The 24,879-nt window shown below is 70.8% G+C and carries 22 protein-coding genes and 1 riboswitch; of the genes, 13 read left to right on the top strand and 9 right to left on the bottom strand.

Annotated features, from left to right (window positions below):
* Window positions 1-314: 314 nt before the first annotated feature.
* Window positions 315-1,445 carry a helix-turn-helix transcriptional regulator gene (locus tag A8W25_RS12995; RefSeq protein ID WP_234386415.1) on the top strand — a complete coding sequence of 377 codons (1,131 nt, stop codon included), beginning with the start codon at window positions 315-317 and terminating at the stop codon, window positions 1,443-1,445.
* Here the strand turns inward: A8W25_RS12995 and A8W25_RS12990 are convergent.
* Both A8W25_RS12990 and A8W25_RS12985 read right to left on the bottom strand, forming a co-directional pair.
* Window positions 1,429-2,214 (bottom strand): GntR family transcriptional regulator, encoded by a 786-nt coding sequence (locus A8W25_RS12990; protein WP_079125991.1) that lies wholly within the window; start codon window positions 2,212-2,214, stop codon window positions 1,429-1,431. The genes A8W25_RS12995 and A8W25_RS12990 overlap by 17 nt on opposite strands.
* Before the next feature lie 245 nt (window positions 2,215-2,459).
* The gene (locus tag A8W25_RS12985) at window positions 2,460-4,232 is read right to left on the bottom strand and encodes a dolichyl-phosphate-mannose--protein mannosyltransferase (protein WP_067160051.1); all 1,773 of its coding nucleotides are present in this window, start codon (window positions 4,230-4,232) and stop codon (window positions 2,460-2,462) included.
* 96 nt (window positions 4,233-4,328) lie between these two features.
* Between A8W25_RS12985 and rsmI the strand changes: the two genes are divergently transcribed.
* The 8 genes from rsmI (at window position 4,329) to A8W25_RS12945 (ending at window position 11,954) form a co-directional block, all read left to right on the top strand.
* A complete protein-coding gene (gene rsmI, locus A8W25_RS12980; RefSeq protein ID WP_067160048.1) occupies window positions 4,329-5,207 on the top strand; it encodes a 16S rRNA (cytidine(1402)-2'-O)-methyltransferase in 879 nt (292 codons plus the stop codon).
* A gap of 181 nt (window positions 5,208-5,388) precedes the next feature.
* Window positions 5,389-5,802: a hypothetical protein gene (locus A8W25_RS12975; RefSeq protein WP_067160046.1), complete on the top strand. Its 414-nt coding sequence runs from the start codon at window positions 5,389-5,391 to the stop codon at window positions 5,800-5,802.
* 30 nt (window positions 5,803-5,832) lie between these two features.
* Window positions 5,833-6,705, top strand: a complete 873-nt coding sequence (locus A8W25_RS12970) for a TatD family hydrolase (protein WP_067160043.1) — start codon at window positions 5,833-5,835, stop codon at window positions 6,703-6,705.
* A gap of 141 nt (window positions 6,706-6,846) precedes the next feature.
* Window positions 6,847-8,190, top strand: a complete 1,344-nt coding sequence (locus A8W25_RS12965; RefSeq protein WP_420708445.1) for a ubiquitin-like domain-containing protein — start codon at window positions 6,847-6,849, stop codon at window positions 8,188-8,190.
* The gene (rsmA, locus tag A8W25_RS12960) at window positions 8,187-9,047 is read left to right on the top strand and encodes a 16S rRNA (adenine(1518)-N(6)/adenine(1519)-N(6))-dimethyltransferase RsmA (protein ID WP_067160040.1); all 861 of its coding nucleotides are present in this window, start codon (window positions 8,187-8,189) and stop codon (window positions 9,045-9,047) included. The genes A8W25_RS12965 and rsmA overlap by 4 nt, the downstream gene beginning before the upstream one ends.
* Window positions 9,044-9,982: a 4-(cytidine 5'-diphospho)-2-C-methyl-D-erythritol kinase gene (locus A8W25_RS12955; RefSeq protein WP_067160037.1), complete on the top strand. Its 939-nt coding sequence runs from the start codon at window positions 9,044-9,046 to the stop codon at window positions 9,980-9,982. The genes rsmA and A8W25_RS12955 overlap by 4 nt, the downstream gene beginning before the upstream one ends.
* 266 nt (window positions 9,983-10,248) lie before the next feature.
* Window positions 10,249-10,515, top strand: a complete 267-nt coding sequence (locus tag A8W25_RS34350) for a hypothetical protein (RefSeq protein WP_067160034.1) — start codon at window positions 10,249-10,251, stop codon at window positions 10,513-10,515.
* A 50-nt stretch (window positions 10,516-10,565) separates the two neighbouring features.
* A riboswitch (cobalamin riboswitch) is annotated at window positions 10,566-10,773 on the top strand.
* Window positions 10,770-11,954, top strand: coding sequence for a HoxN/HupN/NixA family nickel/cobalt transporter (locus A8W25_RS12945; RefSeq protein ID WP_107470664.1), 1,185 nt, complete (start codon window positions 10,770-10,772; stop codon window positions 11,952-11,954). Its footprint overlaps the riboswitch before it by 4 nt.
* Here the strand turns inward: A8W25_RS12945 and A8W25_RS12940 are convergent.
* Window positions 11,947-12,786 (bottom strand): NAD(P)H-binding protein, encoded by an 840-nt coding sequence (locus A8W25_RS12940; protein WP_067160031.1) that lies wholly within the window; start codon window positions 12,784-12,786, stop codon window positions 11,947-11,949. The genes A8W25_RS12945 and A8W25_RS12940 overlap by 8 nt on opposite strands.
* A gap of 143 nt (window positions 12,787-12,929) precedes the next feature.
* Between A8W25_RS12940 and A8W25_RS12935 the strand changes: the two genes are divergently transcribed.
* Window positions 12,930-13,967: a helix-turn-helix transcriptional regulator gene (locus A8W25_RS12935; RefSeq protein ID WP_067161166.1), complete on the top strand. Its 1,038-nt coding sequence runs from the start codon at window positions 12,930-12,932 to the stop codon at window positions 13,965-13,967.
* A 41-nt stretch (window positions 13,968-14,008) separates the two neighbouring features.
* Here A8W25_RS12935 and A8W25_RS12930 read toward each other — a convergent pair whose 3' ends face one another.
* Window positions 14,009-15,319, bottom strand: coding sequence for an aldehyde dehydrogenase family protein (locus A8W25_RS12930; protein ID WP_067160028.1), 1,311 nt, complete (start codon window positions 15,317-15,319; stop codon window positions 14,009-14,011).
* Window positions 15,320-15,728: 409 nt separating this feature from the next.
* Here A8W25_RS12930 and A8W25_RS12925 point away from each other — a divergent pair, with 409 nt between their 5' ends.
* A complete protein-coding gene (locus A8W25_RS12925; protein WP_067160025.1) occupies window positions 15,729-16,391 on the top strand; it encodes an HAD family acid phosphatase in 663 nt (220 codons plus the stop codon).
* A 67-nt stretch (window positions 16,392-16,458) separates the two neighbouring features.
* Here the strand turns inward: A8W25_RS12925 and A8W25_RS12920 are convergent, their stop codons facing one another.
* The 3 genes from A8W25_RS12920 to A8W25_RS12910 all read right to left on the bottom strand — a co-directional run bounded on the left by A8W25_RS12920 (window position 16,459) and on the right by A8W25_RS12910 (window position 19,933).
* Window positions 16,459-17,775: an FAD-binding oxidoreductase gene (locus A8W25_RS12920; protein WP_067160022.1), complete on the bottom strand. Its 1,317-nt coding sequence runs from the start codon at window positions 17,773-17,775 to the stop codon at window positions 16,459-16,461.
* A gap of 175 nt (window positions 17,776-17,950) precedes the next feature.
* Window positions 17,951-18,247, bottom strand: coding sequence for a hypothetical protein (locus A8W25_RS12915; protein ID WP_067160019.1), 297 nt, complete (start codon window positions 18,245-18,247; stop codon window positions 17,951-17,953).
* Between the two features lie 15 nt (window positions 18,248-18,262).
* Window positions 18,263-19,933, bottom strand: coding sequence for a sodium:solute symporter family protein (locus tag A8W25_RS12910; protein ID WP_067160016.1), 1,671 nt, complete (start codon window positions 19,931-19,933; stop codon window positions 18,263-18,265).
* 376 nt (window positions 19,934-20,309) lie between these two features.
* Between A8W25_RS12910 and A8W25_RS12905 the strand changes: the two genes are divergently transcribed.
* Window positions 20,310-21,434 (top strand): hypothetical protein, encoded by a 1,125-nt coding sequence (locus A8W25_RS12905; RefSeq protein WP_067160013.1) that lies wholly within the window; start codon window positions 20,310-20,312, stop codon window positions 21,432-21,434.
* A 6-nt stretch (window positions 21,435-21,440) separates the two neighbouring features.
* Here A8W25_RS12905 and A8W25_RS12900 read toward each other — a convergent pair whose 3' ends face one another.
* Both A8W25_RS12900 and A8W25_RS12895 read right to left on the bottom strand, forming a co-directional pair.
* The gene (locus tag A8W25_RS12900) at window positions 21,441-22,121 is read right to left on the bottom strand and encodes an NUDIX domain-containing protein (protein ID WP_067160010.1); all 681 of its coding nucleotides are present in this window, start codon (window positions 22,119-22,121) and stop codon (window positions 21,441-21,443) included.
* Window positions 22,118-22,906: a DeoR/GlpR family DNA-binding transcription regulator gene (locus A8W25_RS12895; RefSeq protein WP_067160007.1), complete on the bottom strand. Its 789-nt coding sequence runs from the start codon at window positions 22,904-22,906 to the stop codon at window positions 22,118-22,120. The genes A8W25_RS12900 and A8W25_RS12895 overlap by 4 nt, the downstream gene beginning before the upstream one ends.
* Window positions 22,907-23,167: 261 nt before the next feature.
* Here A8W25_RS12895 and A8W25_RS12890 point away from each other — a divergent pair, with 261 nt between their 5' ends.
* Window positions 23,168-24,850 carry a PQQ-binding-like beta-propeller repeat protein gene (locus tag A8W25_RS12890; protein ID WP_079126048.1) on the top strand — a complete coding sequence of 561 codons (1,683 nt, stop codon included), beginning with the start codon at window positions 23,168-23,170 and terminating at the stop codon, window positions 24,848-24,850.
* Window positions 24,851-24,879 lie beyond the last annotated feature (29 nt).

The raw sequence follows: 24,879 nt of genomic DNA, 5'->3' as shown, positions 1-24,879 counted from the left end.
TCAGTTCTCAAGCCACGAACGCTTCCTTTGGCCCGTTTCACGGGGCCTCCGGGCGCTGCATTGCGCTCTGCGAATCGGAAGCTACTCCGATCTGGTGCGCACCAGTAGGTAAGCATCTGGTGCGCACCAGAGTCAAGGGGCTTCGTCGGATCGAGCTGTGATTCCCCTTCGCGGCGCATCTCCAGAAGACCGGACTGAAGGGTGAGTTGGTAGCCAACAGGGCTTAACTCGCGACCTGTTAACCCCTGTTGACCTGCGGCGACGTGAGGCATGCTGGGAGGGTCAGCGAGTGGATCTATCGCCGGGCGGTGGTCATGAGCACAGGACTTCGGGTCGCGCGAACAGCACGAGGCTGGTCCCAGGAGCGACTGGTTCGCGAGATCGAGCAGTACGCCCGACGGCACGTCACTGATGTCGCGTCGACCGCGAGTTTGCGGGTGTACGTATCCGAGTGGGAGAACGGCAAGCGCACCATCTCGGACCGTTACGCCACGATCCTGCGCCAGCTTTTCGGCGTCACGGACACGGAGCTGCGCGGCGGTCCGGCCTCGCTCGTGCTGCCGACCGCCGATGGGTACGACGACCTGTTGACCAGGATCGATGCGGCAAGCAGCGTCAGCGTGTCCATGGTCGAGACGTTCAACAGTCAGACCGAACTGCTTCGCACCATGGACCGGCAGATGGGTGCATCTGGTCTCGTCGACCAGATGTCCGGCCACCTGGCAGCCCTTGAAGATGCTCTGAACTTTGCGGTGCTCCCCAGTGCGCGCCAACCCGTGGCGCTCGCGCTCGCAGGGGCGTCGACCCTCGCCGCATGGCAAGCAATTGACTCTGGTGCTGTTGAACGAGCCTGGCGGCACTATGAGTTGGCGAAGCGGGCAGCGCGCGACGCCGAATCTCCTATGTACCTCGCCCACGCCATGGGAGAGCAAGCGTACGTACTCTGCGAGGCTGGTCGGCCGTCGCTCGGAGTCGAATTGGTGCGTGATGCCCAACGCACTCTCGGCCAGGCAGGATCACCACGGCTTTGGGCGTGGCTGCATTCAGCCGAAGCGGAGCTGTGTGCCCACGCCGGAATGCCTGACGACTGTCAACGTGCACTTGATGCGGCCAGGGCCAGTATTCCGCCGGGTTCCGAAGTGCGCGACCCGGACATGGTGAGCATCTTCCTCAACAGCTCCCACCTTGCCCGATGGCGCGGCAACGTTCTTGCCCTGCTCGGAGATGACGATGCAGTGAGCAGCCTTTACGGCGCCCTGAAGGTGGCCGACCCGTCCTTCGTACGCGCGCGGGCAGGGCTTCACGCTGACCTGGTGCAAGCTCATTTGGCGCGAGCCGAATACGACGACGCGAATACGCATCTACGAGAGGCGCGGTTGCTGGCGAGCCGCACCGGTTCGGTGCGGCAACGCCGCCGTGTCGACCTGCTCAGTGCCCGGCTGTGAGTCCCTGTCGACGGCTCGCCAAGATGTGGAGCAGGGCAACGAGGGTGCCAGAGCCCATCAGCTCACCCCGTGCCATCAGCCCCGGAATGTCGGCCAGAGGTACCCACTCGATATGGCCTGCCTCTTCCAGGTCCGTCGGCGAACCAACCTGTTCGGCTCCGTGGCCCACGAAGATTTCGTGAGGCGAATCGACCATGCCAATCATGGGTTGATACGTCACGACGTGCTCAACGGACTTCGGCCGCCAACCCGTCTCTTCCACTACTTCCCGGAGTGCCGTGTCCGCAGCATCCTCGCCCTCATCGACGATGCCGCCCGGAAGCTCCCATCCGAATTGCTGCGGGACGAAGCGGTACCGCCACATCATCAGTACACGGTCTTCGTCGTCCACAACGGCTGTGATGGCGACGCGCTGAAGCTTCACCACATGGTGCTCGAAACGCTCCACGCCTGGAGGCTCCACGTCCCAAAGCTGGAGCTTTACCCACTGGTTGTCATAGACGTTGCGCTCACCGTGGATTTGCCACGGCTCCAGTCCTTCGGGCGTTTGAATGCTCACTCCACCCGGCACTCGGTACGAGCTGCGGCCGCGAACCTCCAAGGCTCCTTCGGACACGAGCCGGGCCAGCACTTGCCGCAGCGCGGTGCGACCGATACCGAGCTCTTCCACAAGCGCGCGCTCTGAAGGCATCTTGTCGCCGGGGGCGTACTCGCCGGAAGCGAGCCGGGCACGAATCGTCTCGTAGACCTTCGCTGTCTTCGGTCCCATTCGCGGGGCACTCTCCATCCTGAAGTGGTGCGTACCAGCGTACTGGGCGTGGGACCTGCTCTCTCTGGTCACGCTTCAGGCATGCTCCGATCTCGGTGCGCCAAACCGGGCCTCAACAGCTCCTGAGCCCGGATGCAGTGGGCCGTCTGTGGGCCGTCCAAGGGCGGCCCAAGACGACCGGCAAGGACCAACAACGACCACGGTGGCCCCGGAGCGCAGACGCTCCGGGGCCACCGTTTTTCCAGCTAGACCCAGGTATCCAGCCACATCCGGTTCCGCCAGGAATCCAGCGGAATCGCCGTTCCCGTGTACAGCGGCCAGAAGTAGATGAAGTTCCAGACGATCAGCAGGACGAGCACGCCCGCGCCGATCGCGCCCACCGCCCGGCGCCGTTCGTCCGAGCCCGGTGGCCCGAGGATCGCGCCGATCATCATCGCCACCGCGAGACACAGGAACGGCACGAAGACGACCGCGTAGAAGAAGAAGATCGTCCGCTCCTGGTAGAGGAACCAGGGCAGATAGCCCGCCGCGACGCCGCAGACGATCGCGCCCGCCCGCCAGTCGCGCCGGAACGCCCAGCGCCACAGCACGTACAGGAGCGCGAAGCAGGCCGCCCACCACAGCAGCGGAGTGCCGAGCGCCATCACCTCGCGGGCGCACTTGTCGGCGGTGGAGGACGGGCAGCCGTCGGTGCCGGGGGAGGGGCTCTCGTAGAAGTACGAGACCGGGCGGCCCAGGACGATCCAGCTCCACGGGTTGGACTGGTAGGTGTGCGTGTCCGTCAGGTTGACGTGGAAGCTGTAGACCTCGGACTCGTAGTGCCACAGGCTGCGCAGCGACTCCGGCATCCAGCTCATGTCGAACTGCGGCAGGCTCACCTTGCCGAGCAGCGGCAGCTTGACGTGGTCGGGGGAGAGGCCGTCGCGGCCGTGCGCCCAGTCCCGGAAGTAGCCCTTGTCGGTCATGAACCAGCCGGTCCAGGAGGCGAGATACGTCGCCACGGCCACCGGGACCGTGGAGACGAACGCCGGGAACACGTCCCTCCTGAGCGCCGCGCGGTACGGCCGCACCGCGCCCGCCGTCCTGCGGGCGCCCGCGTCCCACAGCACCGCCATCACACAGAAGAACACCAGGACGTACAGGCCGTTCCACTTGGTGCCGCAGGCAAGCCCCAGCATCACCCCGGCCGCGATCCGCCAGGGGCGCCAGCCCAGCCGCAGGCTCTGCGCCACGGCCGTGTCCGGGCGCAGATCGCCGTCCTCGCCCTGCGGGAGCGCCGCGGCGAGCCGGGCCCGCGCCCGGTCCCGGTCGATCAGCAGACAGCCGAAGGCCGCGAGCACGAAGAACATGACCACGAGGTCGAGCAGCGCCATGCGGCTCATCACGAAGTGCAGCCCGTCCACCGCGAGCAGCAGGCCCGCCAGACAGCCCAGGAACGTCGAGCGGAACAGCCGCCGCCCGATCCGGCAGAGCATCAGCACCGAGAGCGTGCCGAGCACCGCCATCATGAAGCGCCAGCCGAACGGGGTGAAGTCGAACCACTTCTCGCCGATGCCGATGACGTACTTGCCGACCGGCGGATGCACCACGTACCCCGGGTCGGTGGGGATCGGCACCGACGAGGGGTCCTTGATGATCGACTTGTCGACGTCCTTCGGCCAGGCGCCCTCGTAGCCGCGGTTGATCAGCGCCCAGGCGTCCTTGGCGTAGTACGTCTCGTCGAATATCACCGCGTTCGGGCTGCCCAGGTTCCAGAACCGCAGCACGCCCGCGACCAGCGTGACCAGCAGCGGCCCGCCCCACGCCGACCAGCGCACCAGGCGCTCGGCGGTCGTCGGGGAGACCTTCAGGACCGCCCAGAGCTGCCCGGACGGCCGGGTGTACGGCGGCACCAGCCGGTCGCGCAGGCCGATTCTCGGCCGGGCCGCGTAGCCGAAGCGGCGCAGCCGGTCCTGCCAGCCGGGCGGCGGATCTCCGGCGTCATGGCCCTCAAGGGTCTGTGGCGCAGTACTGGTCACCGCGCCATCGTAGGGAAAGCGTCTGTGCGAGTCCCGTGGCCGGGCCCGATCCGGTCCTGGCGACCGGAGCGGCCCCGGGGCTGGGAGGATGGCGGGGTGACCGGAACACTCGTACTCGCAGGCACCCCCATCGGCGACATCGCGGACGCGCCGCCGCGCCTCGCCGCAGAGCTGGAGCGGGCCGACGTCGTCGCCGCCGAGGACACCCGCAGGCTGCGCGGCCTGACCCGGGCCCTCGGCATCCACACCTCGGGGCGGGTCGTCTCCTACTTCGAGGGCAATGAGTCCGCCCGTACGCCCGAGCTGGTCGAGGCGCTGGAGGGCGGCGCGCGCGTGCTGCTCGTGACCGACGCCGGGATGCCGTCGGTCTCCGACCCCGGCTACCGGCTCGTGGCGGCCGCCGTCGAGAAGGACATCAAGGTCACGGCCGTGCCCGGGCCCTCGGCTGTGCTCACCGCGCTCGCCCTGTCCGGGCTGCCCGTCGACCGGTTCTGCTTCGAGGGCTTTCTGCCGCGCAAGGCGGGCGAGCGCCTCGGGCGGCTGCGCGAGGTCGCGGACGAGCGCCGCACCCTCGTCTACTTCGAGGCCCCCCACCGCCTCGACGACACGCTCGCCGCGATGGCCGAGGTCTTCGGCGCCGAGCGCCGTGCCGCCGTCTGCCGCGAGCTGACCAAGACGTACGAGGAGGTCAAGCGCGGCAGCCTGAAGGACCTCGCCGAGTGGGCCGCCGACGGGGTGCGCGGCGAGATCACCGTGGTGGTGGAGGGCGCGGCCGAGGCCGGGCCCGCCGAGCTGGACGCCGAGGAGCTGGTGCGCCGGGTGCAGGTGCGCGAGGAGGCGGGCGAGCGGCGCAAGGAGGCGATCGCCGCGGTGGCTCTCGACGCGGGCCTGCCCAAACGCGAGGTGTTCGACGCGGTCGTGGCGGCAAAGAACGCGGCACGACAGGCACCTGCGGATGGCAAAGGACTATCGTAAAAAGTAAAGCGCAGGCCGCGCACCGGGGCTTTTGCCTAGGAAAGGCCAAATCGGCACCAACACTCGACAGCCCCTGATGCGTTTTGGCGGCGAAAGGCGTCCCATGGATCGGGGGCGCTTTCCGCCTCCGCTCGCAAGGAGCGCTCGCAAGAGCTTGTCCAGCGGACAAGGGAGCCGGCACATGAGTGAGATCGCTGAGACCACGGCGCACGAGGCTTACGCCTTCGCGTGCATGAGGTGTGGGTATGGCTGGGAGCAGGCGTACGAGATAGAGCACCACGTGGACGGCAAGGGGCAGTCGTTCGTGGTCTACAAGGCCGACGGGGAACGGGTGCCGTCACCGCTGTCCCAGCCCACCTGTATGAACTGCGGCGGGCACGTCGTGCGCACCCTGCGCGCCGGCCGGGTCTCCAGCGTGCAGCAGTGGCTCGCGCACCACTCGACCCATCAGGCACCGGCCGGGCCCGTGGGGTCCGGGGGCGACCCGGAGCCGGACACCCCGCGCACGGCGGAGCCCTCCGACGCCCCCGACTCCACCCACCACTGGCACCTGTCGGACCTTCTGCACCCCTTCCAGCACCACCACAAGAAGTGACGGGCGGGGGCCTTTCATAGGATCGGCCCCATGAGTGCCGCCAAGGATGCCCCGCCGCCGCTGCCCGAACCGCTCGGTGTGGCGGTGGCCGACTCGCACACCCACCTGGACATGCAGTCCACCACGGTGGAGGAGGCCCTGACCAAGGCCGCCTCCGTCGGCGTGACCACGGTCATCCAGGTGGGGTGCGACCTGAAGGGCTCCCAGTGGGCGGCGGACACGGCCGAGGCGTACGAGAACGTGCACGCCGCCGTCGCCCTGCACCCCAACGAGGCGCCCAGGATCGTCCTGGGCGACCCCGACGGCTGGTCGCGCCAGGGGGCGCGGCGGCCCGGCGGTGACGCCGCCCTCGACGACGCGCTCGCCGAGATCGACCGGCTCGCCGCCCTCCCGCACGTCAAGGCCGTCGGCGAGACCGGGCTCGACTACTTCCGTACCGGCGCCGACGGCATGGCCGCCCAGGAGCGGTCCTTCCGGGCGCACATCGAGATCGCCAAGCGGCACGGCAAGGCGCTGGTGATCCACGATCGCGAGGCGCACGCGGATGTGCTGCGCATCCTGCGGGAAGAGGGCGCCCCGGAGCGCACGGTCTTCCACTGCTATTCCGGTGACGCGGAAATGGCGGAACTCTGCGCGGAATCCGGCTACTTCATGTCCTTCGCCGGAAACATGACCTTCAAGAACGCCCAGCCGCTGCGCGACGCGCTCGCCGTCGCCCCCCTCGAACTGGTGCTGGTGGAGACGGACGCGCCGTTCCTCACACCGGCGCCGTACCGCGGACGGCCCAATGCGCCGTATCTCATTCCGATTACGGTGCGCGCCATGGCGGCGGTGAAGTCCATTCACGAGGATGTGCTGGCCGCGGCCATCGCGGAGAACACTGCGCGCGCATTCGATTACTGACGGATAACGGCAGGGATGCTCCGAGTGGGCGAGTGCAGGGTAGCGTGACGACGCTCCGTAGTCGAATCGCTTTGGAGGGTGACCGGTGCTCCGCTAATGTCCCGGCCTCGACGGGACGACCGGCCGGAACTCTGGAGCGCCGTGAGCAATTCGCAGGGCAGTCACCGTGCCGCACGCGGCGGCCGCCGCGCGGCGGCCAGAACGGCCGAGCCGCCGTATCCGCAGGACGCGCCGGCCGCCGAGCCGCCCCCGTACGACGCGTACGAGACGTACGAGACGCAGCCGGGCCAGGTGCCGGGGCCGCGGCAGGGCGGCGGCCAGGAGGAGGCCTCGCGGGCCGGGGCGCGGCGCGCCGCGCGGCGCCGCAGGAGCGGGGCGCTGTTCGGCGCCGGGCCCGACGCCCTGCGCCGGATCATTCCGCAGGCCCTGGTGGTCGCCTTCCTCGCGGGCGGGACCACCGCGTTCCTCGCCAACGACAAGGCCGTACGGCTCACCGTCGACGGCGTCCCGCGCACCCTGCACACCTTCGCGGACGACGTCGACGAGCTCCTCGAGGACCAGCACGTCAGCGTCGGGGACCACGACATCGTGGCGCCCGGCCGCCACGAGGCGCTGACCGGCGGCGACGAGGTGGTCGTCCGCTACGGCCGCCCCGTGGCGCTCACCCTCGACGGCCAGCGCCGCCAGGTGTGGACCACCGCCCAGACGGTGGACGGGGCCCTGCGCCAGCTCGGGGTGCGGGCCGAGGGCGCGTACCTCTCGGCCTCCCGCTCCTCGGCGATCGGCCGCGCCGGAATGGGCCTCGACGTGCGCACCGAGCGCCAGGTCACCTTCCTCGCCGACGGCCGCGAGCGCAGGATCCGCACCAACGCGGCGACGGTCGCCGAGGCCCTGGAGGAGGCCGGGATCTCGCTGCGGGGCCAGGACACCACCTCCATGCCGCCGTCCGCCTTCCCCCGCGACGGCCAGACGATCACCGTCATGCGGATCACCGGCAGCCGCCAGGTCCGCGAGGAGCCGATCCCCTACGAGGTCGAGAAGACCAGGGACGACTCGCTCTTCGCCGGGACCGAGGTCGTGGACCGGCCGGGCCAGCAGGGCTTCCGCAAGGTCACCTACGCGCTGCGGACCGTCAACGGAGTGCGGCAGAAGCCGAAGAAGGTCGCCGAGCACGTGGTGCGCCGGCCGGTCACCCAGACCGTCCGGGTCGGCACCAAGCCGCTGCCCAGCTCGGTGGGCGGCGCCGACCACCTCGACTGGGACCGGCTCGCCCACTGCGAGTCCGGCGGGCGCCCCGGCGCGGTCGACCCGACCGGCAACTACGGCGGGCTCTACCAGTTCGACGGCCGGACCTGGCACGCGCTCGGCGGCAGCGGCCTCCCGCAGCACGCCAGCGCCTCCGAGCAGACGTTCCGGGCGAAGAAGCTCTACGTACAGCGGGGGTCGAGTCCGTGGCCGCACTGCGGCCGTAGGCTGTATCGGTGAGCACCACTGAGCCCGACGCCCTCCTCGGCCCCGCCGACATCCGTGAACTGGCCGCAGCGCTGGGCGTACGCCCCACCAAGCAGCGCGGTCAGAACTTCGTCATCGACGCCAATACGGTCCGCCGGATCGTACGGACGGCGGAGGTACGGCCCGACGACGTCGTGGTGGAGGTCGGGCCCGGCCTAGGCTCCCTGACGCTGGCGCTCCTGGAGGCGGCGGACCGGGTGACGGCCGTAGAGATCGACGACGTGCTCGCGGGCGCGCTGCCCGCCACGATCGCGGCCCGGCTGCCCGCCAAGAAGGACCACTTCGCGCTGGTCCACTCCGACGCGATGCTGGTCCAGGAACTTCCGGGCCCCGCCCCGACCGCGCTGGTCGCGAACCTCCCGTACAACGTCGCCGTGCCCGTCCTCCTCCACATGCTGGACCGCTTCCCGAGCATCGAGCGCACCCTGGTCATGGTCCAGGCGGAGGTCGCGGACCGGCTCGCGGCCAAGCCCGGCAACAAGGTGTACGGCGTGCCGTCGGTGAAGGCCAACTGGTACGCGGACGTCAAGCGCGCCGGGTCGATCGGCCGCAATGTCTTCTGGCCCGCGCCCAACGTCGACTCCGGTCTGGTCTCGCTGGTCCGGCGCACCGAGCCGGTGCGGACCACCGCCACCAAGGCGCAGGTCTTCGCGGTGGTGGACGCGGCCTTCGCCCAGCGCCGCAAGACCCTGCGGGCCGCCCTGGCCGGCTGGGCCGGCTCGGCCGCGCTCGCCGAGGAGGCGCTGGTCGCGGCCGGGATCTCGCCGCAGGCGCGCGGCGAGGCGCTGACGGTGGAGGAGTTCGCGCGGATCGCGGAGGCGAAACGATGACGGTGCCGCCGGTGCCGCCGGTGCCGCCGGTGCGGACGGTGCTGCCGGTGACGGTCAGGGTCCCCGCCAAGGTCAACGTCCAGCTCGCGGTGGGCCCGGCCCGCCCCGACGGCTTCCACGACCTCGCCAACGTCTTCCTCGCGGTCGGCCTCTACGACGAGGTCACCGCGACGCCCGCCGACGAGCTGCGGATCACCTGCTCCGGCCCGGACGCGGACAAGGTCCCCCTGGACCGTACGAACCTGGCGGCCCGCGCGGCCGAGCTCCTTGCCGCGCGGTACGGGCTGGCCCCCGACGTCCACCTCCACATCGCCAAGGACATCCCGGTCGCGGGCGGTATGGCGGGCGGCAGCGCGGACGGCGCGGCGGCGCTGCTGGCGTGCGACGCGCTGTGGGGTACGGGCGCGTCGCGTTCCGAGCTGCTCGACATCTGCGCGGAGCTGGGCAGTGACGTCCCGTTCAGCCTGGTCGGCGGGGCGGCGCTCGGCACGGGCCGGGGCGAGAAGCTGTCCGCGCTTGAGGTGGGCGGGTCCTTCCACTGGGTGTTCGCGGCGGCGGACGGCGGTCTTTCCACGCCGGCGGTGTACCGGGAGTTCGACCGTCTGACGCCGCACGCGGTGGCGCCGGAGGCGGATCCGGTGCTGCTCGCCGCGCTGCTCGCGGGTGACGCGTTCGCGTTGGCGGGGGCGCTGTCGAACGACCTCCAGGCCGCGGCCCTGTCCCTGCGGCCGTCCCTCGCGGACACGCTGGCGGTGGGCAGGGAGGCGGGTTCGCTGGCCGCGCTGGTCTCGGGCTCGGGCCCGACGACGGCGTTCCTCGCGGAGGACGCGGCGTCGGCCGAAAAGATCGCGGCCGCCCTGATGGCATCCGGCACCTGCCGCTCCGCGAGACCGGCCCCGTCCCCCGCCCCCGGGGCAACAATCCTCTCGACCTGAGCGCCGCCCCGTCCCCGGGGCGAGCATCGTCTCGGGCTGAGCCCCGGGCTTCCCGCCCCCGGGCGAGGGCTGTCTCGGGCCGGTGGTGCGGCCGCGCCGCGGGCGAGCCGCAACGCGGGGCCGGCCTCGTGGCCTGTCAGGCCCGGCTCCGCTCCGCCAGGACGCGGCCCAGCCGGCTCGCCCCCTCGTCGAGTTCGGCGTGGTCGGCGGTGGCGGCGAAGTCGAGGCGCAGATGGGGGGCGGGAGGCTCCATGGGGAAGTAGCGGGTGCCCACGCTGGTCCGCGACCCCAAGCACTATGCCGAGGCCGGAGTGGAGAGGGGTATGAGCTCGTCGGCGGCCGACGTGGCCGGACCGGGCCTGGCCGGACTCCTGTCCGGCAGCCTGGGCCCGCGCGGCGCCCTGACGGTGGCGGCCGCCGGCTCGGCGGCCGTGGTGGTGGCCCTTGTGCTGTCACCCGTACGCAGGCTGAAGGGGCTGCCGCAGGAACACGAAGAGGAGCAGGGACGGGAACCGGAGGCGTCCGGAATGTGATCTGCAATACCCCTGCCCACAGCCAGACTTGCAGGTGAGGCGGGTCGCACCTACGGTTGGCGAGCCGTGGTGTTCGGGAAGACCGGTGCAAGACCGGAGCGGCCCTCGCCACTGTGATCGGGTCCCCTGCCGTCCATGCCATGAACGGCTTCGGGTAGCCCGTCCCGCTGTGCCACTGGTGGCCGTGAGGCCGCTGGGAAGGCAGGGACGGCGCGCACCCCGGAAGCCAGGAGACCGGCCACGGCATCTCGCTAATGATCCACGAGGTGCTGGAGCGTGAACGAATGACCCTGCCCACCCCTCCCGCCACATTCCACTGGCGGCGTGAGGACACCGTACGCACCGCCTGGCTGCTGGTGGTGATCGCCGCCCTGCACGTCGTGGCGTTCGGCATACTCTTCCTGCTCGTCGTGCCCGAGCACTACGAGGTCGGCTCGAAGACGTTCGGTCTCGGACTGGGCGTCACCGCCTACACCCTCGGTATGCGGCACGCCTTCGACGCCGACCACATCGCCGCGATCGACAACACCACCCGCAAGCTGATGGCCGACGGCAAGCGGCCGGTGTCGGTCGGCTTCTGGTTCGCCCTCGGACACTCCAGTGTCGTGGTCGCGATGGCGGCCCTGGTCGCCGGGGGCGCGCAGCTCGCGGGCACCCTGATGAACGACGACTCGGAGACCCACCAGACCCTCGGCGTCGTCGGAACCACAGTCTCCGGTTCATTCCTCTACCTCATCGCGGCGCTCAACCTGCTGGCCCTCGTGGGCATCCTGCGGGTGTTCCGGGCCATGCGCGCGGGGACGTACGACGAGGCCGAGCTGGAACAGCACCTGGACTCACGGGGGTTCATGAACCGCCTCCTGGGCCGCTTCACCAAGTCGATCACCCGGCCCGGTCAGATGTACCCGCTGGGCTTCCTCTTCGGGCTCGGCTTCGACACCGCCACCGAGGTCACCCTGATGGTGATGGCCGGTTCGGGCGCGGCCGCCGGGCTGCCCTGGTATGCCGTGCTGTGTCTGCCGCTGCTCTTCGCAGCGGGGATGAGCCTGTTCGACACCATCGACGGCACGTTCATGAACTTCGCCTACCAGTGGGCCTTCTCGAACCCGGTGCGCAAGGTGTTCTACAACCTCGCCATCACCGGGCTCTCCATCGCGGTGGCGTTCCTGATCGGCACGATCGAGCTGGTGGGCGTGCTGCACGACAAGCTCGATCTGCGGGACGGGTTCACCGGATGGGTCGCCGGCCTCGACCTGGACAACGTGGGCTTCATCATCGTCGGCCTGTTCGTCGTGGTGTGGGCGGCGGCCCTGGCGTACTGGCGGTTCGCCAAGGTCGAGCAGCGGTGGGCGGTGCGGGTCGCCGCGGTGGCGGCCGAAGTGCCCGGCCGGGACCGGGCCGCCGCAGGCGTACCCGCGCCCACCTCGGACATCACCTGAAGGCGACGATGTTGTCCGCCGTCCAGTCGGCGAACGTACGCGGTGTCCGGCCGAGGATCTGCTCCACGGCCGGGCTCACCCGCCGCTCCTCGGGCGTGGGTTCGCCGAGGATGCCGAGCGTGCTGTCGACCACCGGCGCGGGCATGAAGCGCAGCAGCAGTTCCCGCGCCTCGGCCCGGCTCTGCTCGACGAACCGCACCGGCGCCCCCAGTGCCTCACCGATCGCCCGCGCCTGCTCGCGCGGTGAGACCGGGGCCGGTCCGGTGAGCTCGTACGTGCGGCCCGCGTGGCTCCCGTCGCGCAGGGCCTCGGCGGCGACCGCGGCGATGTCGGCCGGGTCGATGACGGGCAGGCCGACGTCGCCGAAGGGTGCCGCCACCGTCCGCCCGGAGCGGATCGAGGCCGCCCACATATAGGCGTTGGAGGCGAACCCGCTGGGCCGCAGGACCGTCCACCGCAGGCCCGACTCCCGTACGGCGCCTTCGAAGGTACGCAGCCGGGTGTGCGCGGGGGAGTCCGGGCGGGTCGCGGTGGCCTGCGAGGACTGGAGGACGACCCGCCGCACTCCGGCGGCCCTCGCCGTCTCCAGGATGGCGTACGGGTCGAGGCCCGCGCCGTCGCCGGGGACGAGGAGGTACAGCGCGTCGGCCCCGTCGAGTGAGGGCTTGAGGGTCTCGGGGCGGGCCGGATCGGCCTGCTGGAACTCCACGGTGCCCGGCATCTCGCCGGCCGGGGCGCGACGGGACACCGCCGTCACCCACTCACCGGCGGAGGCGAGGTTCTGCACGAGGTGTCGCCCGACGTTTCCGGTTGCTCCGGTCACCACGATCATGATCTCTCCCTGATGGCTCTGAGGCGCTGACGTGCGCGACGCGGGCCTCGGTCGGCCCGCTGATCCGTTCGCGCTCGATCTGTATGCATCCTGAAAGCCAAACTGGCCATCTCCTGGCCAGTTTCCCAAAGAGAATGATCGGTATGAGAGCCGATCGACTGGTGGCGACCCTGCTGTTCCTGCAGACGCGCGGACGTGTGACAGCGCGCGAGGTGGCGGCGGAGCTGGAGGTGTCCGAACGCACCGCGCGCCGCGACCTGGAGGCGCTGGCGGCGGCCGGCATTCCCGTGTACTCCCAGCACGGGCGGGGCGGCGGCTGGTCCCTCGTCGGCGGCGCCCGCACCGACCTCTCCGGTCTGACCGCTACCGAGATCCGCGCGATGTTCCTGGTGGCGGGCCCGTCGGCGGTCTCGCCCGAACTGCGTACGGCACTGCGGAAGTTGATCCGGGCCCTGCCCGCGACGCTCCGGGCGGACGCCGAGGCCGCCTCGAAGGCAGGGGCCACGGACGGCACCGACTGGTCGCGCCTGCCCGTCACGGCGGGCACGTCTTTGCTGGACGCGTTGCAGCGGGCGGTGGTGGACGGCCTGCGGATCCGCCTCGGTTACGCCCGCCCCGGCAGCCCGGCCCGTATACGCACGGTCCACCCGCTGGGCATCGTCACCAAGGCGGGAGTCCCGTATCTCGTGGCCGGTACTGGGGAGTTCGAGGCTGGTACGAAGGAGTTCGAGGCCGGTACCGAGAAAGGTGTGGCGGGAGCCGAAAAGACGGGAGCCGCGTCCGGCCGCGCCGGGCTGCGTATCTTCCGGCTCGACCGGGTCGCCTCGGTCGAGGTGACCGAGGACCCCGTGGTGCGGCCGGACGGCTTCGACCTGGCCACGGCCTGGCGCGCGCTGGCCGCCCCGATGGAGGAGCGGATGCGCGGGGCGACCGTACGGGGACGGGCCGAGCCCACGGCCGGGCGTGTCCTGGCGATGCTGTTCGGCGGCCGTCTGCGGCTGGGCGGCCGACGGGACGACGGCTGGCTGGAGATGGAGATCGACGGCCCGTCCCCGGAGGTCGTGGCCGCGCAACTGGCCGGTCTCGGGGCGCGCGTGGAGATCCTCGAACCGCCGCAGGCCCGCGAGCGGCTGGCGCGGCTCGCGGCCGAACTCGCCGCCCTCTACGGCCCGGCGCAGTGATCGCAGGGGGCCGGGACGGAGATCCGGCCCCCTGCCGGCCGTCACCCGGCGGCCAGCACGGCCTTGCGGTGGCTGAACGTCTCGATGGAGTAGCGGCCGTGGTAGTTGCCCATGCCGCTCTCGCCGACGCCGCCGAACGGCAGGTCGGAGACGGTGAGATGGGCCAGCGGCAGCCCGAGGCCGAGGCCGCCGGAGGAGGTCTCGGCGGCCAGGCGCTCCCGGGTGGCGTCGGACTCGGTGAAGGCGTACAGGGCCAGCGGCTTGTCGCGGTCGTTGATGAAGTCGATCGCCTCGTCGAGGTCCGCCACCGCCACGATGGGCAGGATCGGGCCGAAGATCTCCTCCCGCATCACCGGCGACTTGGGGTCGACGTCGGCCAGGACGGTCGGCGCGAGGTACTTGGTGGCGCGGTCGCCCCGGCCGCCGGTGACGACCCGGCCCGAGTCGAGCAGCGCGCTCAGCCGGTCGAAGTGGCGCTCGTTGACGATGCGGCCGTACTCGGCGGAGGCCTGCGGGTCGGCCCCGTACAGGGCCTCGATGGCCTGGGCCAGCGCCGGTTCGAGGGCGCGGGCGGTCTCCGGGTCGGTGAGGACGTAGTCGGGGGCGACACAGGTCTGGCCCGCGTTGAGGAACTTGCCCCCGGCCAGTCGCGCCGCGACCGTGGCGATGTCGGCGTCCCGGTCGACGAACACCGGGGACTTGCCGCCCAGTTCGAGCGTGACCGGCGTGAGGTGCTGGACGGCAGCGGCCATGACGATACGGCCGACGGTCCCGTTGCCGGTGTAGAAGATGTGGTCGAAGCGCTCGGCCAGCAGCGCCGTGGTCTCCGGGATGCCGCCTTCCACCACGGCCACCGCGTCCGGGTCCAGATACTCGGGCAGCAGCCGCGCCAGCACGGCGGAGGTGGCCGGAGCCAGCTCGCTGGGCTTGACCACGACGGCGTTCCCGGCCGCCAGCGCGCCGATCATCGGCGTGAGCAGCAGCTGCGCCGGATAGTTCCAGGGCGCGATGACCAGGACGACGCCCAGCGGGTCGTACTGCGTCCAGGCCGTCGCCCCGCCCAGGTGCTCGGGGACGGGCGCGGGTTCGGGGCGCAGCCACCGCGCGAGGTGGTCCAGGGTGTGGTCGATCTCCCGGACGGTGAAGCCGATCTCGGTGCGGTGGACCTCGGTGGGGCTCTTGCCGAGGTCGGCGTGGAGCGACTCGACCAGGTCCGTTCCGCGCTCGGTGAGCATCTCGCGCAGACGTCGCAGCTGCGTGGTGCGCCACTCGACGGGCTTGGTGCGGCCGGTGCGGAAGGTGGCGCGCAGCCGGGCCACGGTGTCGGCGGGCTGCTCCTGGATGCGGTTCATGGTGCCTCGCTGCTGGGGGCGGACCCGTCGGTCCGCGCTGTCGTCGGGATCGGGCCGCGATCGGCTCGATGTATATGCCAACAGTTGAGGTTGGAAAACAAATTCCCGGCTGCGGCGGAATTCTATGGCGTGAGCTCCTCGCTACGCGCGGTGACGGCCCGGGGGGCGTGAGGGGGCCCGGACCGGCGGATCCGGCGGCTCGGCTTCCGTATGGGGTGGGTTCGTGGGGCACTTCCGTGGATTCACCACCCGTAAACGAGAAGTTTCCTACCGACCAGTAGACATTGCGTCACCGGCTGATCATTCTTGGCCGTGCGCATGCCAATCCGTGCCGCCCGAGCCGATCCGCCACGGCCCGGTGGCTCTCCCACGGACTCCCACCATCGCGACAGAGGAGCACCAACCCCCCATGCACCGCACTGCTTGGACGACGCGCACCGCCGTCACGGTGGCCGCCGCGGCGACCGCCCTCATGGCCGCGCCGACCGCCTCCCAGGCCGCCGCCCCCGCCGCGGCCCCGCACTCCGTCGTGGCCCAGGCCTCCCCTTCCGGTGGGATCGCCGGGCTCAAGGGTGTCGACTACGGGACCTGGCTGCGCGATGTCCAGGCCGTCGTGGACACCGCCCGCCCGTACCTGAAGGAGCGCGTCGCCGCCTCGCCCGCGGGTGAGAAGCCGGCGATCGTCCTGGACATCGACAACAGCTCGCTGGAGACGGACTTCCACCACTTCTGGACGTTCCCGACCCCGGCCATCCAGTCCGTCCGCGGCCTGGTGCGCGAGGCGAGCGCCCAGGGCGTCGCCGTCTTCTTCGTGACGGCCCGCCCGGGCATCATCGAGTCCCTCACCTCGTACAACCTCAAGGCGGTCGGCTACCCGGTCACCGGTCTGTACGTACGTGATCTGCCGGACCTGTTCCACGAGGTCAGCACGTACAAGACGGAGAAGCGGGCCGAGATCGAGGCGCGCGGCTACACGATCATCGCCAACATCGGCAACCACACGACCGACCTGGTCGGCGGCCACGCCGAGCGCACCTTCAAGCTCCCGGACTACGACGGCAAGCTGTCCTGACCGTCCGCAGACGCAGAACGGCGCCCCGCGAACACTGCCGCGGGGCGCCGCTCTCGTTTCCGGACCGTCAGCCGAGGACCGGGAAGTTGCTGCGGAAGACCCCGTTCGGGTCGCGGTCGCGCTTGACCTGCTGGAGCTTGGCGAGCACCTCGGGCTTGAAGGCGGTCGAGGCGGTGTCGCCGGGGGAGAGGTAGGTGTAGGGCTTGCGGCCGCTGATGTACGGGGCGACCGACTGGATCAGCGACTGCTGGCGGGCGACGATCTCGGCCCCGCGCTCGGGCGTGAAGGGCACACCGAACATGGCCAGTGAGTACGGCTCGGTCAGCGGGCCCTGCGGGTTCTCCGTCGGCCTGGCGAAGGCGCCGCCCAGGTGCCGGATCTGCACACCGAGGAGCGGGGCGATCGACTCCGCGAGCAGTGCCGCCGCGACCTTGTCGTCCAGGTCCGTGAGCAGCTCGGCGCGGCTCGCGCTGAGCCCGGGCTCGGTCGGCTCACCGGCGATCTCGCCCAGCTCGGCCACCGGCAGCATGCCCCTGGTGTCGGTGTTGGCGCCCTCGATCTCGTCGAGCGCGCTGAGCAGCGCCCGGCCCTCGGCCTCCTCGCCCAGGAAGGCGCTGTCCACGGTGACCAGCGAGGGCCCGTTCGGGATTTCGAGCAGGTTGATCCACGAGGTCAGCTCGTCCGGGGCGTTCGAGGTGATCTTGCGGTAGGCCTCCAGGACGCGGGGCGCCTGGCTGCCGTGCCAGACCACCCGGCCGCCGAACAGCGCGGGCGCGGGGTGCAGGTCGTACTCCATGGCCGTGACCAGGGCGTAGTCGCCGCTGCCGCCGCGCAGCGCCCAGAAGAGCTCGGCGTCGGAGTCGGCGGTCACCCGGGTCTGGGTGCCGTCGGCGGTGACCACCTCGAAGGCGGTGACGCTGTCGGCCGCCCAGCCGTGCTTGCGCCCGAACCAGCTGAGCCCGCCACCGAGCGTGTAGCCGACCACGCTGACCAGCGGGGAGCTGCCCGGCAGGCCGGTCAGGCCGAGCGGCCCGGCCACGGCCTGGACCTGCCCGCCCATGACGCCCGCGCCGACGCGCGCGGTGCGGGTGGCGGCGTCCACGTGCAGCTCGTCCAGCTTGCCCGTGCGGAGCAGGATCACTCCTTCCACGTCACCGCTGGCGCCCCGGCCGCCGGGCTGGGGGGCGACGACGAGCCCGGCGGCCGCCGCGTACCGCACCACGGCCGAGACGTCGTCGGCGTCGGCGGCCTCGACGACCGCCGAGACGGGCTGCTGGACCGAGAGGTTCCACGGCTGTCGTGCCTGGTCGAAGCCGTCGTCACCGGTCAGCAGGACACGGCCGCGCACCTGTGAACGCAGTTCGGCGAGAGCGCTCGTGGTCATGGTTCTTCCCTACTTCCTCGTTCTGCGTATGCCCCCGGAACGCACCGGCCGGCTTTCGCGATCACTTCACTGACGGATTCGAACAGGGAAATGTGACGAGAAGCAGCAGGAAAAAAGATCGAGAAGCGGAGGGGAGGGGCGCGCAGGACCGTCGGGAGGGTCCCGCGCGACCGGCCTAGGCCCCTTCCGGCCGGTCCGCGCCGTCCTCCGGGGCGGGCGGGGCCAGGGGCCGCAGCCACAGCCAGGCCAGGAAGAACAGGCCCAGGGCCAGCATGCCGAGCCCCGTCCAGAGGTTGATGTTGACGCCCTGGGCCTTCTCCAGATCGGCGTCGGAGGCCGTGAGCCCGGCTATGGTGACGATCACTCCGTACAGGGTGAACAGACCGCCGATAATCCGGCGGATGTCGAAGAGCCGGGCCGCCGTGGCGGACTTCTTCTCCAGCTCGGAGACTTCGCGTTGCAGTTCAGACATGGTCCGGGCCTCCGATCAGAGCGAGTAGGGCAGGTAGCAGGCCGCGGCGAGGACCACCGCTCCCCAGCCGAGCAGCGCGGGCCTGCGGTACCAGGCGCCGTCGCCCTCGGCGGGCGGCTCCTCCAGACCGGGCGAGGCCGTCCCGTACACCAGACCGGCCAGCTCGGCCTCGGGCTTGGGGGCGGTGAAGAGCGTCACCACGACCATGACGATCGCGCCGGCGGCGAAGCCGACGATGGCGGAGACGAAGTTGGCGCCCTGGTCGGTGGGGATGGAGACGACGCCCTGCTTGTAGATCCAGAAGTAGTTGACCATCGCGGCCGTGGTGCCCGCGAGCAGCCCCCAGACACCGGACTTCATCGACGCCCGCTTCCAGAACATCCCGATGACGAAGACCACGAACATCGGCACGTTGAAGAAGGAGAACAGCGTCTGGAGGTATCCCATGATGTTGGAGAAGCTGGACGCGATGAACGCGGTGCCGATCGAGGCCAGCACGCCGATCGCCGTGATCAGCCGCCCGAAGCGCAGGTAGTACGCGTCCGGCCGGTCCTTCTTCACGTACTTGGACCAGATGTCGTAGGTGAAGACGGTGTTGAACGACGACACGTTGGCCGCCATGCCCGCCATGAAGGCGGCGAGCAGCCCGGTGACGGCGATGCCGAGCACACCGTTGGGCAGCAGCTCCTGCATCAGATACGGGATGGCGTCGTTGTACGTCAGGTCGGAGCCCGGGGTGCCGATCTTCGGCACCAGGGCGGCGGCGACCAGCCCCGGGATCATCACCAGGAAGACGATGAACATCTTCGGGAAGGCGGCGATCAGCGGGGTGCGCTGGGCCGCGCTGAGGTTCTTGGCGGAGAGGGCGCGCTGGACCTCGGCGAAGTTGGTGGTCCAGTAGCCGAAGGAGAGCACGAAGCCGAGCCCGAGGATGATCGTCAGCCAGTTGGCGCCGAGCGGGTTGCCCTGCCCGATGCCGGTGCCTCCCCAGGCGGTGAGGTAGTTGTGGCCGTGCGCCGACTCCAGGTCGTCACTGAGCGCGCCCCAGCCGCCGACCCGCTTGAGGCCGAGGACGACCAGCGGGATCAGCGCGGCGAGGATCACGAAGAACTGGAGCACTTCGTTGTAGATCGCCGAGGAGAGTCCGCCGACGGTGATGTACGCGAGCACGAACAGCCCGGCGACGACGACGGCCACCCACTGCGGCCAGCCGAGCAGCGCCTCCACCACGATCGACAGGGCGTAGAGGTTGACGCCCGCGATGAGGATCGCGGCGAAGGCGAACAGCGCGGAGCTGAGCAGGTGTGCGGAGGCGTCGAACCGCTGGAGCAGGAACTCCGGCACGGACCGGACCTTCGAGCGGTAGTAGAAGGGCATCATCACCAGGCCGAGGAAGACCATGGCCGGGATGGCGCCGATCCAGTACCAGTGCACGACCGCCACGCCGTACTGGGCGCCGGTGGCGGCCATCCCGAGGATCTCGGTGGCGCCGAGGTTGGCGGCGACGAAGGCGAGCCCGGTCACCCAGGCGGGCAGCGACCGGCCGGAAAGGAAGAAGTCGAGGCTGGTCTTCACACTCGCGCGGGCGGCGAAGCCGATGCCCAGGACGACGACGAAGTAGATCGCCAGAATCGTGTAGTCGAGCCCGTTGGTGGGGAGCCGGAGCCCTTCGGCCAGAGATTGCATACGTACCCGCTTCGTCGAGCGAACTGATCCGAACCGGAACCTACGCCTCGACGGCCAGAAACTGAACACTTTTGTTGGAAGTTTTTGTTTGATTGTGGTGGAGAGTGAGAGGGGTCGCGGTCGGCGGCCCGGCGTGTCCGGCGGCCTGTCCGGAACGAGCCCGTGGAGTGGTGGGGTCCGGGCCGCGCCGGTGACAGCAAGGGGATGCGGTGCCAGAGTGTCCGCCACGGAACTGTGCGGGACTCCGGCCGGACCCCGTCCCTGTGTCCCGGCGCGCGCCCACGGCGGCGCCGGACCCCTTGGAGCACATCTCACCTCGGCATGCCCTGACCTGCGCGCATCGCGCCGGGCCCTGGGGCTGGAGAAGGGGAACACGATGGGTTCATGGCAGTGGAACGACCAGCAGAAGCCCACCGCCGCGGTCGGTGTCCGAGCCACCGCGGGCGCCGTCACGATGAAGGACGACCCACAGGCCGCCCAGCGGCCGTATGTCTTCGTCCGCGGCTACGACTCGCGGCTGCACGTCAACTGGTGGGACGGCAAGGCCTGGCACTGGAGCGACCAGGGGACGCCGGCCGGGCGCACCGTCATCGAGAAGGTCGGCGCCGTCACGGTCAAGGACAACCCGAACGCGCCCCAGCGCCCGTACGCCTTCGTGATCGGCGACGACTCGAAGCTGTATGTGAACTGGTGGGACGGCAGCAAGTGGAACTGGAACGACCAGGGAGCGCCGGGCGGGCGCCGGGTCCGTGAGGGCGTCGGGGTCGTCAGCGTCCAGGACAACCCGAACGCGCCGCAGCGCCCGTACGTCTTCTTCCTCACCGACGACTTCCGCCTCTGGGTCAACTGGTGGGACGGCAAGGCGTGGAACTGGAGCGACCAGGGCACCCCGCCGAGCCGCGTCATCTCGCGTCCGCTCGGCGTCACCACCATGCGCGACAACCCGAGCGCCTTCACCCGGCCGTACGCCTTCGTCATCACCGGCGACTCCCGTGTCTGGGTCAACTGGTGGGACGGGAGCAAGTGGAACTGGAGCGACCAGGGAACGCCCAGCGGGCAGCCGGTGAAGAAGGGCGCGGGCGTCGTCACCGTCCAGGACAACCCGCAGGCGGTCGAGCGGCCCTACGTCTTCGTCCAGGGCTACGACTCGAAGCTGTACGTCAACTGGTGGGACGGCGGCAAGTGGAACTGGAGCGACCAGGGCGCGCCCAGCGGGCGGCTCATCCTCGACTCCGTCGGCGTGGTCACGATGCGGGACGACCCCAGCGCGTTCACCCGCCCGTACGCCTTCGTGATCGGCGACGACTCCAAGCTGTATGTGAACTGGTGGGACGGCGGCAAGTGGAACTGGGCCGCGCAGGGCACACCGCCCGGACGCGTCATCGAGCGCCCCGGCGAGGTCCTCACGGTTCAGGACAACGCGAACGCCGCCGAGCGGCCGTACGCCTTCGTGGTCACCGACGACTCCGACCTGTGGGTCGACTGGTGGTCGCTGCCGTAGGGCGCGTCACGGTGCGGGACGCGGGTCCTCCCGAGGCCGGAACGGGCCGTCCAGGGCCGCCCATTGGAGCAGCATGACGGTCTTGGCGTCGGCGATCTCCCCGCCGCGGACCATGTCCAGGGCCTTGGCGAAGGGGAGTTCCACCACGGCGATGTCCTCGCCCTCGGCCGCCACCCCGCCTCCTTCGGCGGTGGCGGTGGCCGGGCCGTAGGGCGCCGCGAAGAAGTGCAGCCGTTCGGTGACCGAGCCGGGGCTCATATAGACGGCGAAGACCGGCTCGGGGGTCCCGACGGTGTGGCCCGTCTCCTCGGCCGCCTCCCGCCGGATGGCCTCCTCGGGGCTGTCGCCGTCGAGCAGTCCGGCGGCGGTCTCCAGGAGCATCCCGTCGGGGTGCCCGTTGACGTACGCGGGCAGCCGGAACTGGCGTGTCAGCAGGACGGTCCGGTGCTCGGCGGAGTAGAGGAGGATCGTCGCGCCGTCGCCCCGGTCGTACGTCTCGCGCTGCTCGCGGCTCCAATGGCCGTCGCTGTGGCGGTAGTCGAAGGTGGTCTTGCGCAGGACGTACCAGTCGCAGGAGAGCACCTCGACGTCCGTGATCCGCACCTGCGGGTTGCCGGTCAGATCGCGGCCGTGCCGGTCCAGGCCGGTGCGGCCGCGGCGGTCGGGGGTGTCGATGCCGGCGGTCATCGGGCGAGCACCGTTCGGACGCCCGCGTCCCGCAGCGCCTTCAGCGTCGCCGGGCCGCCGGGGTGGGTGGCGGGGTCCTCGGCCGCGGCGTCGGTGACGAAGGCGTCCACCGCGTCGAGCGGGGCGACCTGTCCGAACGCGCGGACGCCGAGCTTGGTCGCGTCGGCCACCCCGACCGTGCGGGCGGCCTGGGCGAGCCCGGCCCGCTTGACCGCCGCGTCCTCCAGGGAGAACTCCGACCAGCCGTGCTCGGCGTGGACACCGCCGATCGACATCACGAAGCAGTCGAAGACGAGGGATTCCAGCGTGCGCAGGGCCAGCGGGCCCACCAGGGAGCGCTCGCCGGGCCGGGAGCGGCCTCCCACGACGAGCAGCTCGATCCCGGGCCGGTCCGCCAGGCACACCGCCGCCTGGAGGCTGAGCACCGCGACCGTGAGCGGGGCCCGGGCGGCCAGGTGCTCCGCGACGTGCACGGTGGTGGTCCCGGCGTCCAGCAGCACGCGCGAGCCGGGCTCCACCAGCGCGGCCACCGCCACGCCGAGCCGGTCCTTGGTCGCGGCCTGCCACGCCTCACGGGCGTCGAACCCCGCCCCCTCCTCCCGGCGCGGCCCGGCGACCGCCCCACCGTGCACCCGCCGGAGCAGCCCCTGCCGCTCCAACGCGTCCAGATCCCGCCGCACGGTCATCTCGGACACCCCCAGCCGCTGAGAAAGTTCAGACACAGAAACCTGCCCGGAGCCCTGCACGAGCCGCAGGGTCAGATCGAGACGGTTGGCTACACCCATGGCCCCTTTCTAACACATCGATGTTCGATCGAACATGTGGATGGGAGAGTAGCGGACTCTCGGGGAGGGGAGGGGTGGTCGGCGTCCCCGGGCGGCGGTGTTCCGCATCCCCCGCCCCCGTGTCATCGTGATGACCGAGGCCAACTGGTCTGGACCATCTCGGCCGTGCGGCGGGTCCGTGCGGTGCCACAGGCGGGAGCCGGCGGATGCGTGGGGCGACGGTGTTACGCCGGCGGCTTCGGCGCCCCGACGCCGCCGGCGATGCCGCCCGCGCCTCCGGCCCAGCCGCCCACGGCCCCGGCCGCCCCGGCCTACGGCTATCCGCAGGCCCCCGCGCCCGGATCCGCATACGGCTATCCGCAGACGCCGCCCCCGGCCCAGCCGGGCTACGGCTACCCGGGCCAGCCGCAGCAGGGCTACGGCTACCCCGGCCAGCCCGCCACCCAGCCCATGGCGCCGCAGGGCGACCCCGGCGGCTCCGGCGGCGGCCGGAAGCTCAACACCCAGGCGACGATCATCGTTTCGGCGGTCGTCGCGGTGGCGCTGATCGTCGGCGGCGGCCTCTGGTACGCCAAGGGCAAGGACGGCGACAAGAAGGACGAGTCCAAGTCCGGCTCCACGCAGGGCGCGGACGGCGGCAAGGACGGCAAGGAGGGCGGCTCGACCGGAGGCGGCGGCAAGGAGCAGGCCCCGGCCAACGTCACCTCCAAGGTGCTCTTCCAGGTGCCGCAGCCCAAGGTCGCCGACCTGGTCCACGTCGACGGCTCCTGGCTGACCGACAAGGTGTACGCCAAGTCGGGCGTCAACGAGATCGTCGGCTACGACCCCGCCAAGGGCACCCAGCTGTGGAAGCTGCCGCTGCCCGGCGCGGTCTGCGCGGCGACCACGCACGTCACCTCCGACGGCAAGACGGCGATCGTCTACGAGGGCGCCAAGGCCTCCGGCGAGAAGTACGCGCGCTGCACCGAGGTGGCCGTGCTGGACCTCGCCACCGGCAAGCTGGCCTGGACGAACTCCGTCAAGGAGGGCGACCGCAAGACGATGTACGAGGAGGTCACCATCGGCGGCGGCACGGTCGCCACCGGTGGCACCTCGGGCGGCTCCGCCTGGGACCTGGCGACCGGCAAGCTGCTGTGGCAGCCGAAGATCACCACCGACCAGTGCAAGGACGCGGGCTACGGCGGCGGCGAGGCGCTGGTCGCCGTCCGCAAGTGCGGCGACTACGACAACCCCACGGTCACCATCCAGCCGCTGAACCCCAAGACGGGTGCGCCGGCCGCCTCGTACAAGATGCCGGCCGGTGTCCAGTACGCGCACATCGTCTCGACCAAGCCGCTGGTCGTGGCCGCCGACGTCGGTGACACCGCCGGGGACGGCAGCGGGATCTCGGACTTCTTCTCGATCGACGACAAGACCGGCAAGCTGCTGGCCCGCATCCCGGCGCCGGGCGACAAGTACGCCGCCGACTGCGACTCCACCGATGTGGAGAAGTGCACCTCGGTCGCGGCGGGCGGCGGCAAGCTGTACATCCCCACCGAGCAGCACGACGGTGCGGGCGGCAGCGGCTACTCCGGCCGCACCAACGAGATCATGGCGTTCGACCTGGCCACCGGGCAGCCCGTGCCCGGCAAGGCCGACGCGGGCGACGGCTCCTCGCTGTACCCGCTGCGGATGGACGGCAACAACGTCATCGCGTTCAAGAAGCCCCCGTACGACAAGGGCAGCCAGATCGTGAGCGTCGACGGGGGCAGCTTCAAGCAGACGGTCCTGCTGCAGAACCCGGCGGACACCTCGGTGCGCGACGCGCTCTCGCAGTTCGGTCCTGAGTACGGCGAGATCCGCTTCAACCAGGGCAAGCTCTTCATGTCGGCCACATCGGTCATGAAGCCGAGCACGCTGACCAGCGAGACGAAGTACCTGCTGATCGGTCTCGGCACCGGCTGACCCGGCGACGCCGTCACCGACGGCGTCAA

The sequence above is a fragment of the Streptomyces sp. ERV7 genome (assembly GCF_001653515.1).
Classification (GTDB): Bacteria; Actinomycetota; Actinomycetes; order Streptomycetales; family Streptomycetaceae; genus Streptomyces.
Note: the sequence above shows the minus strand (reverse complement) of the source record. Positions and strands in the feature narration are given on the sequence as shown.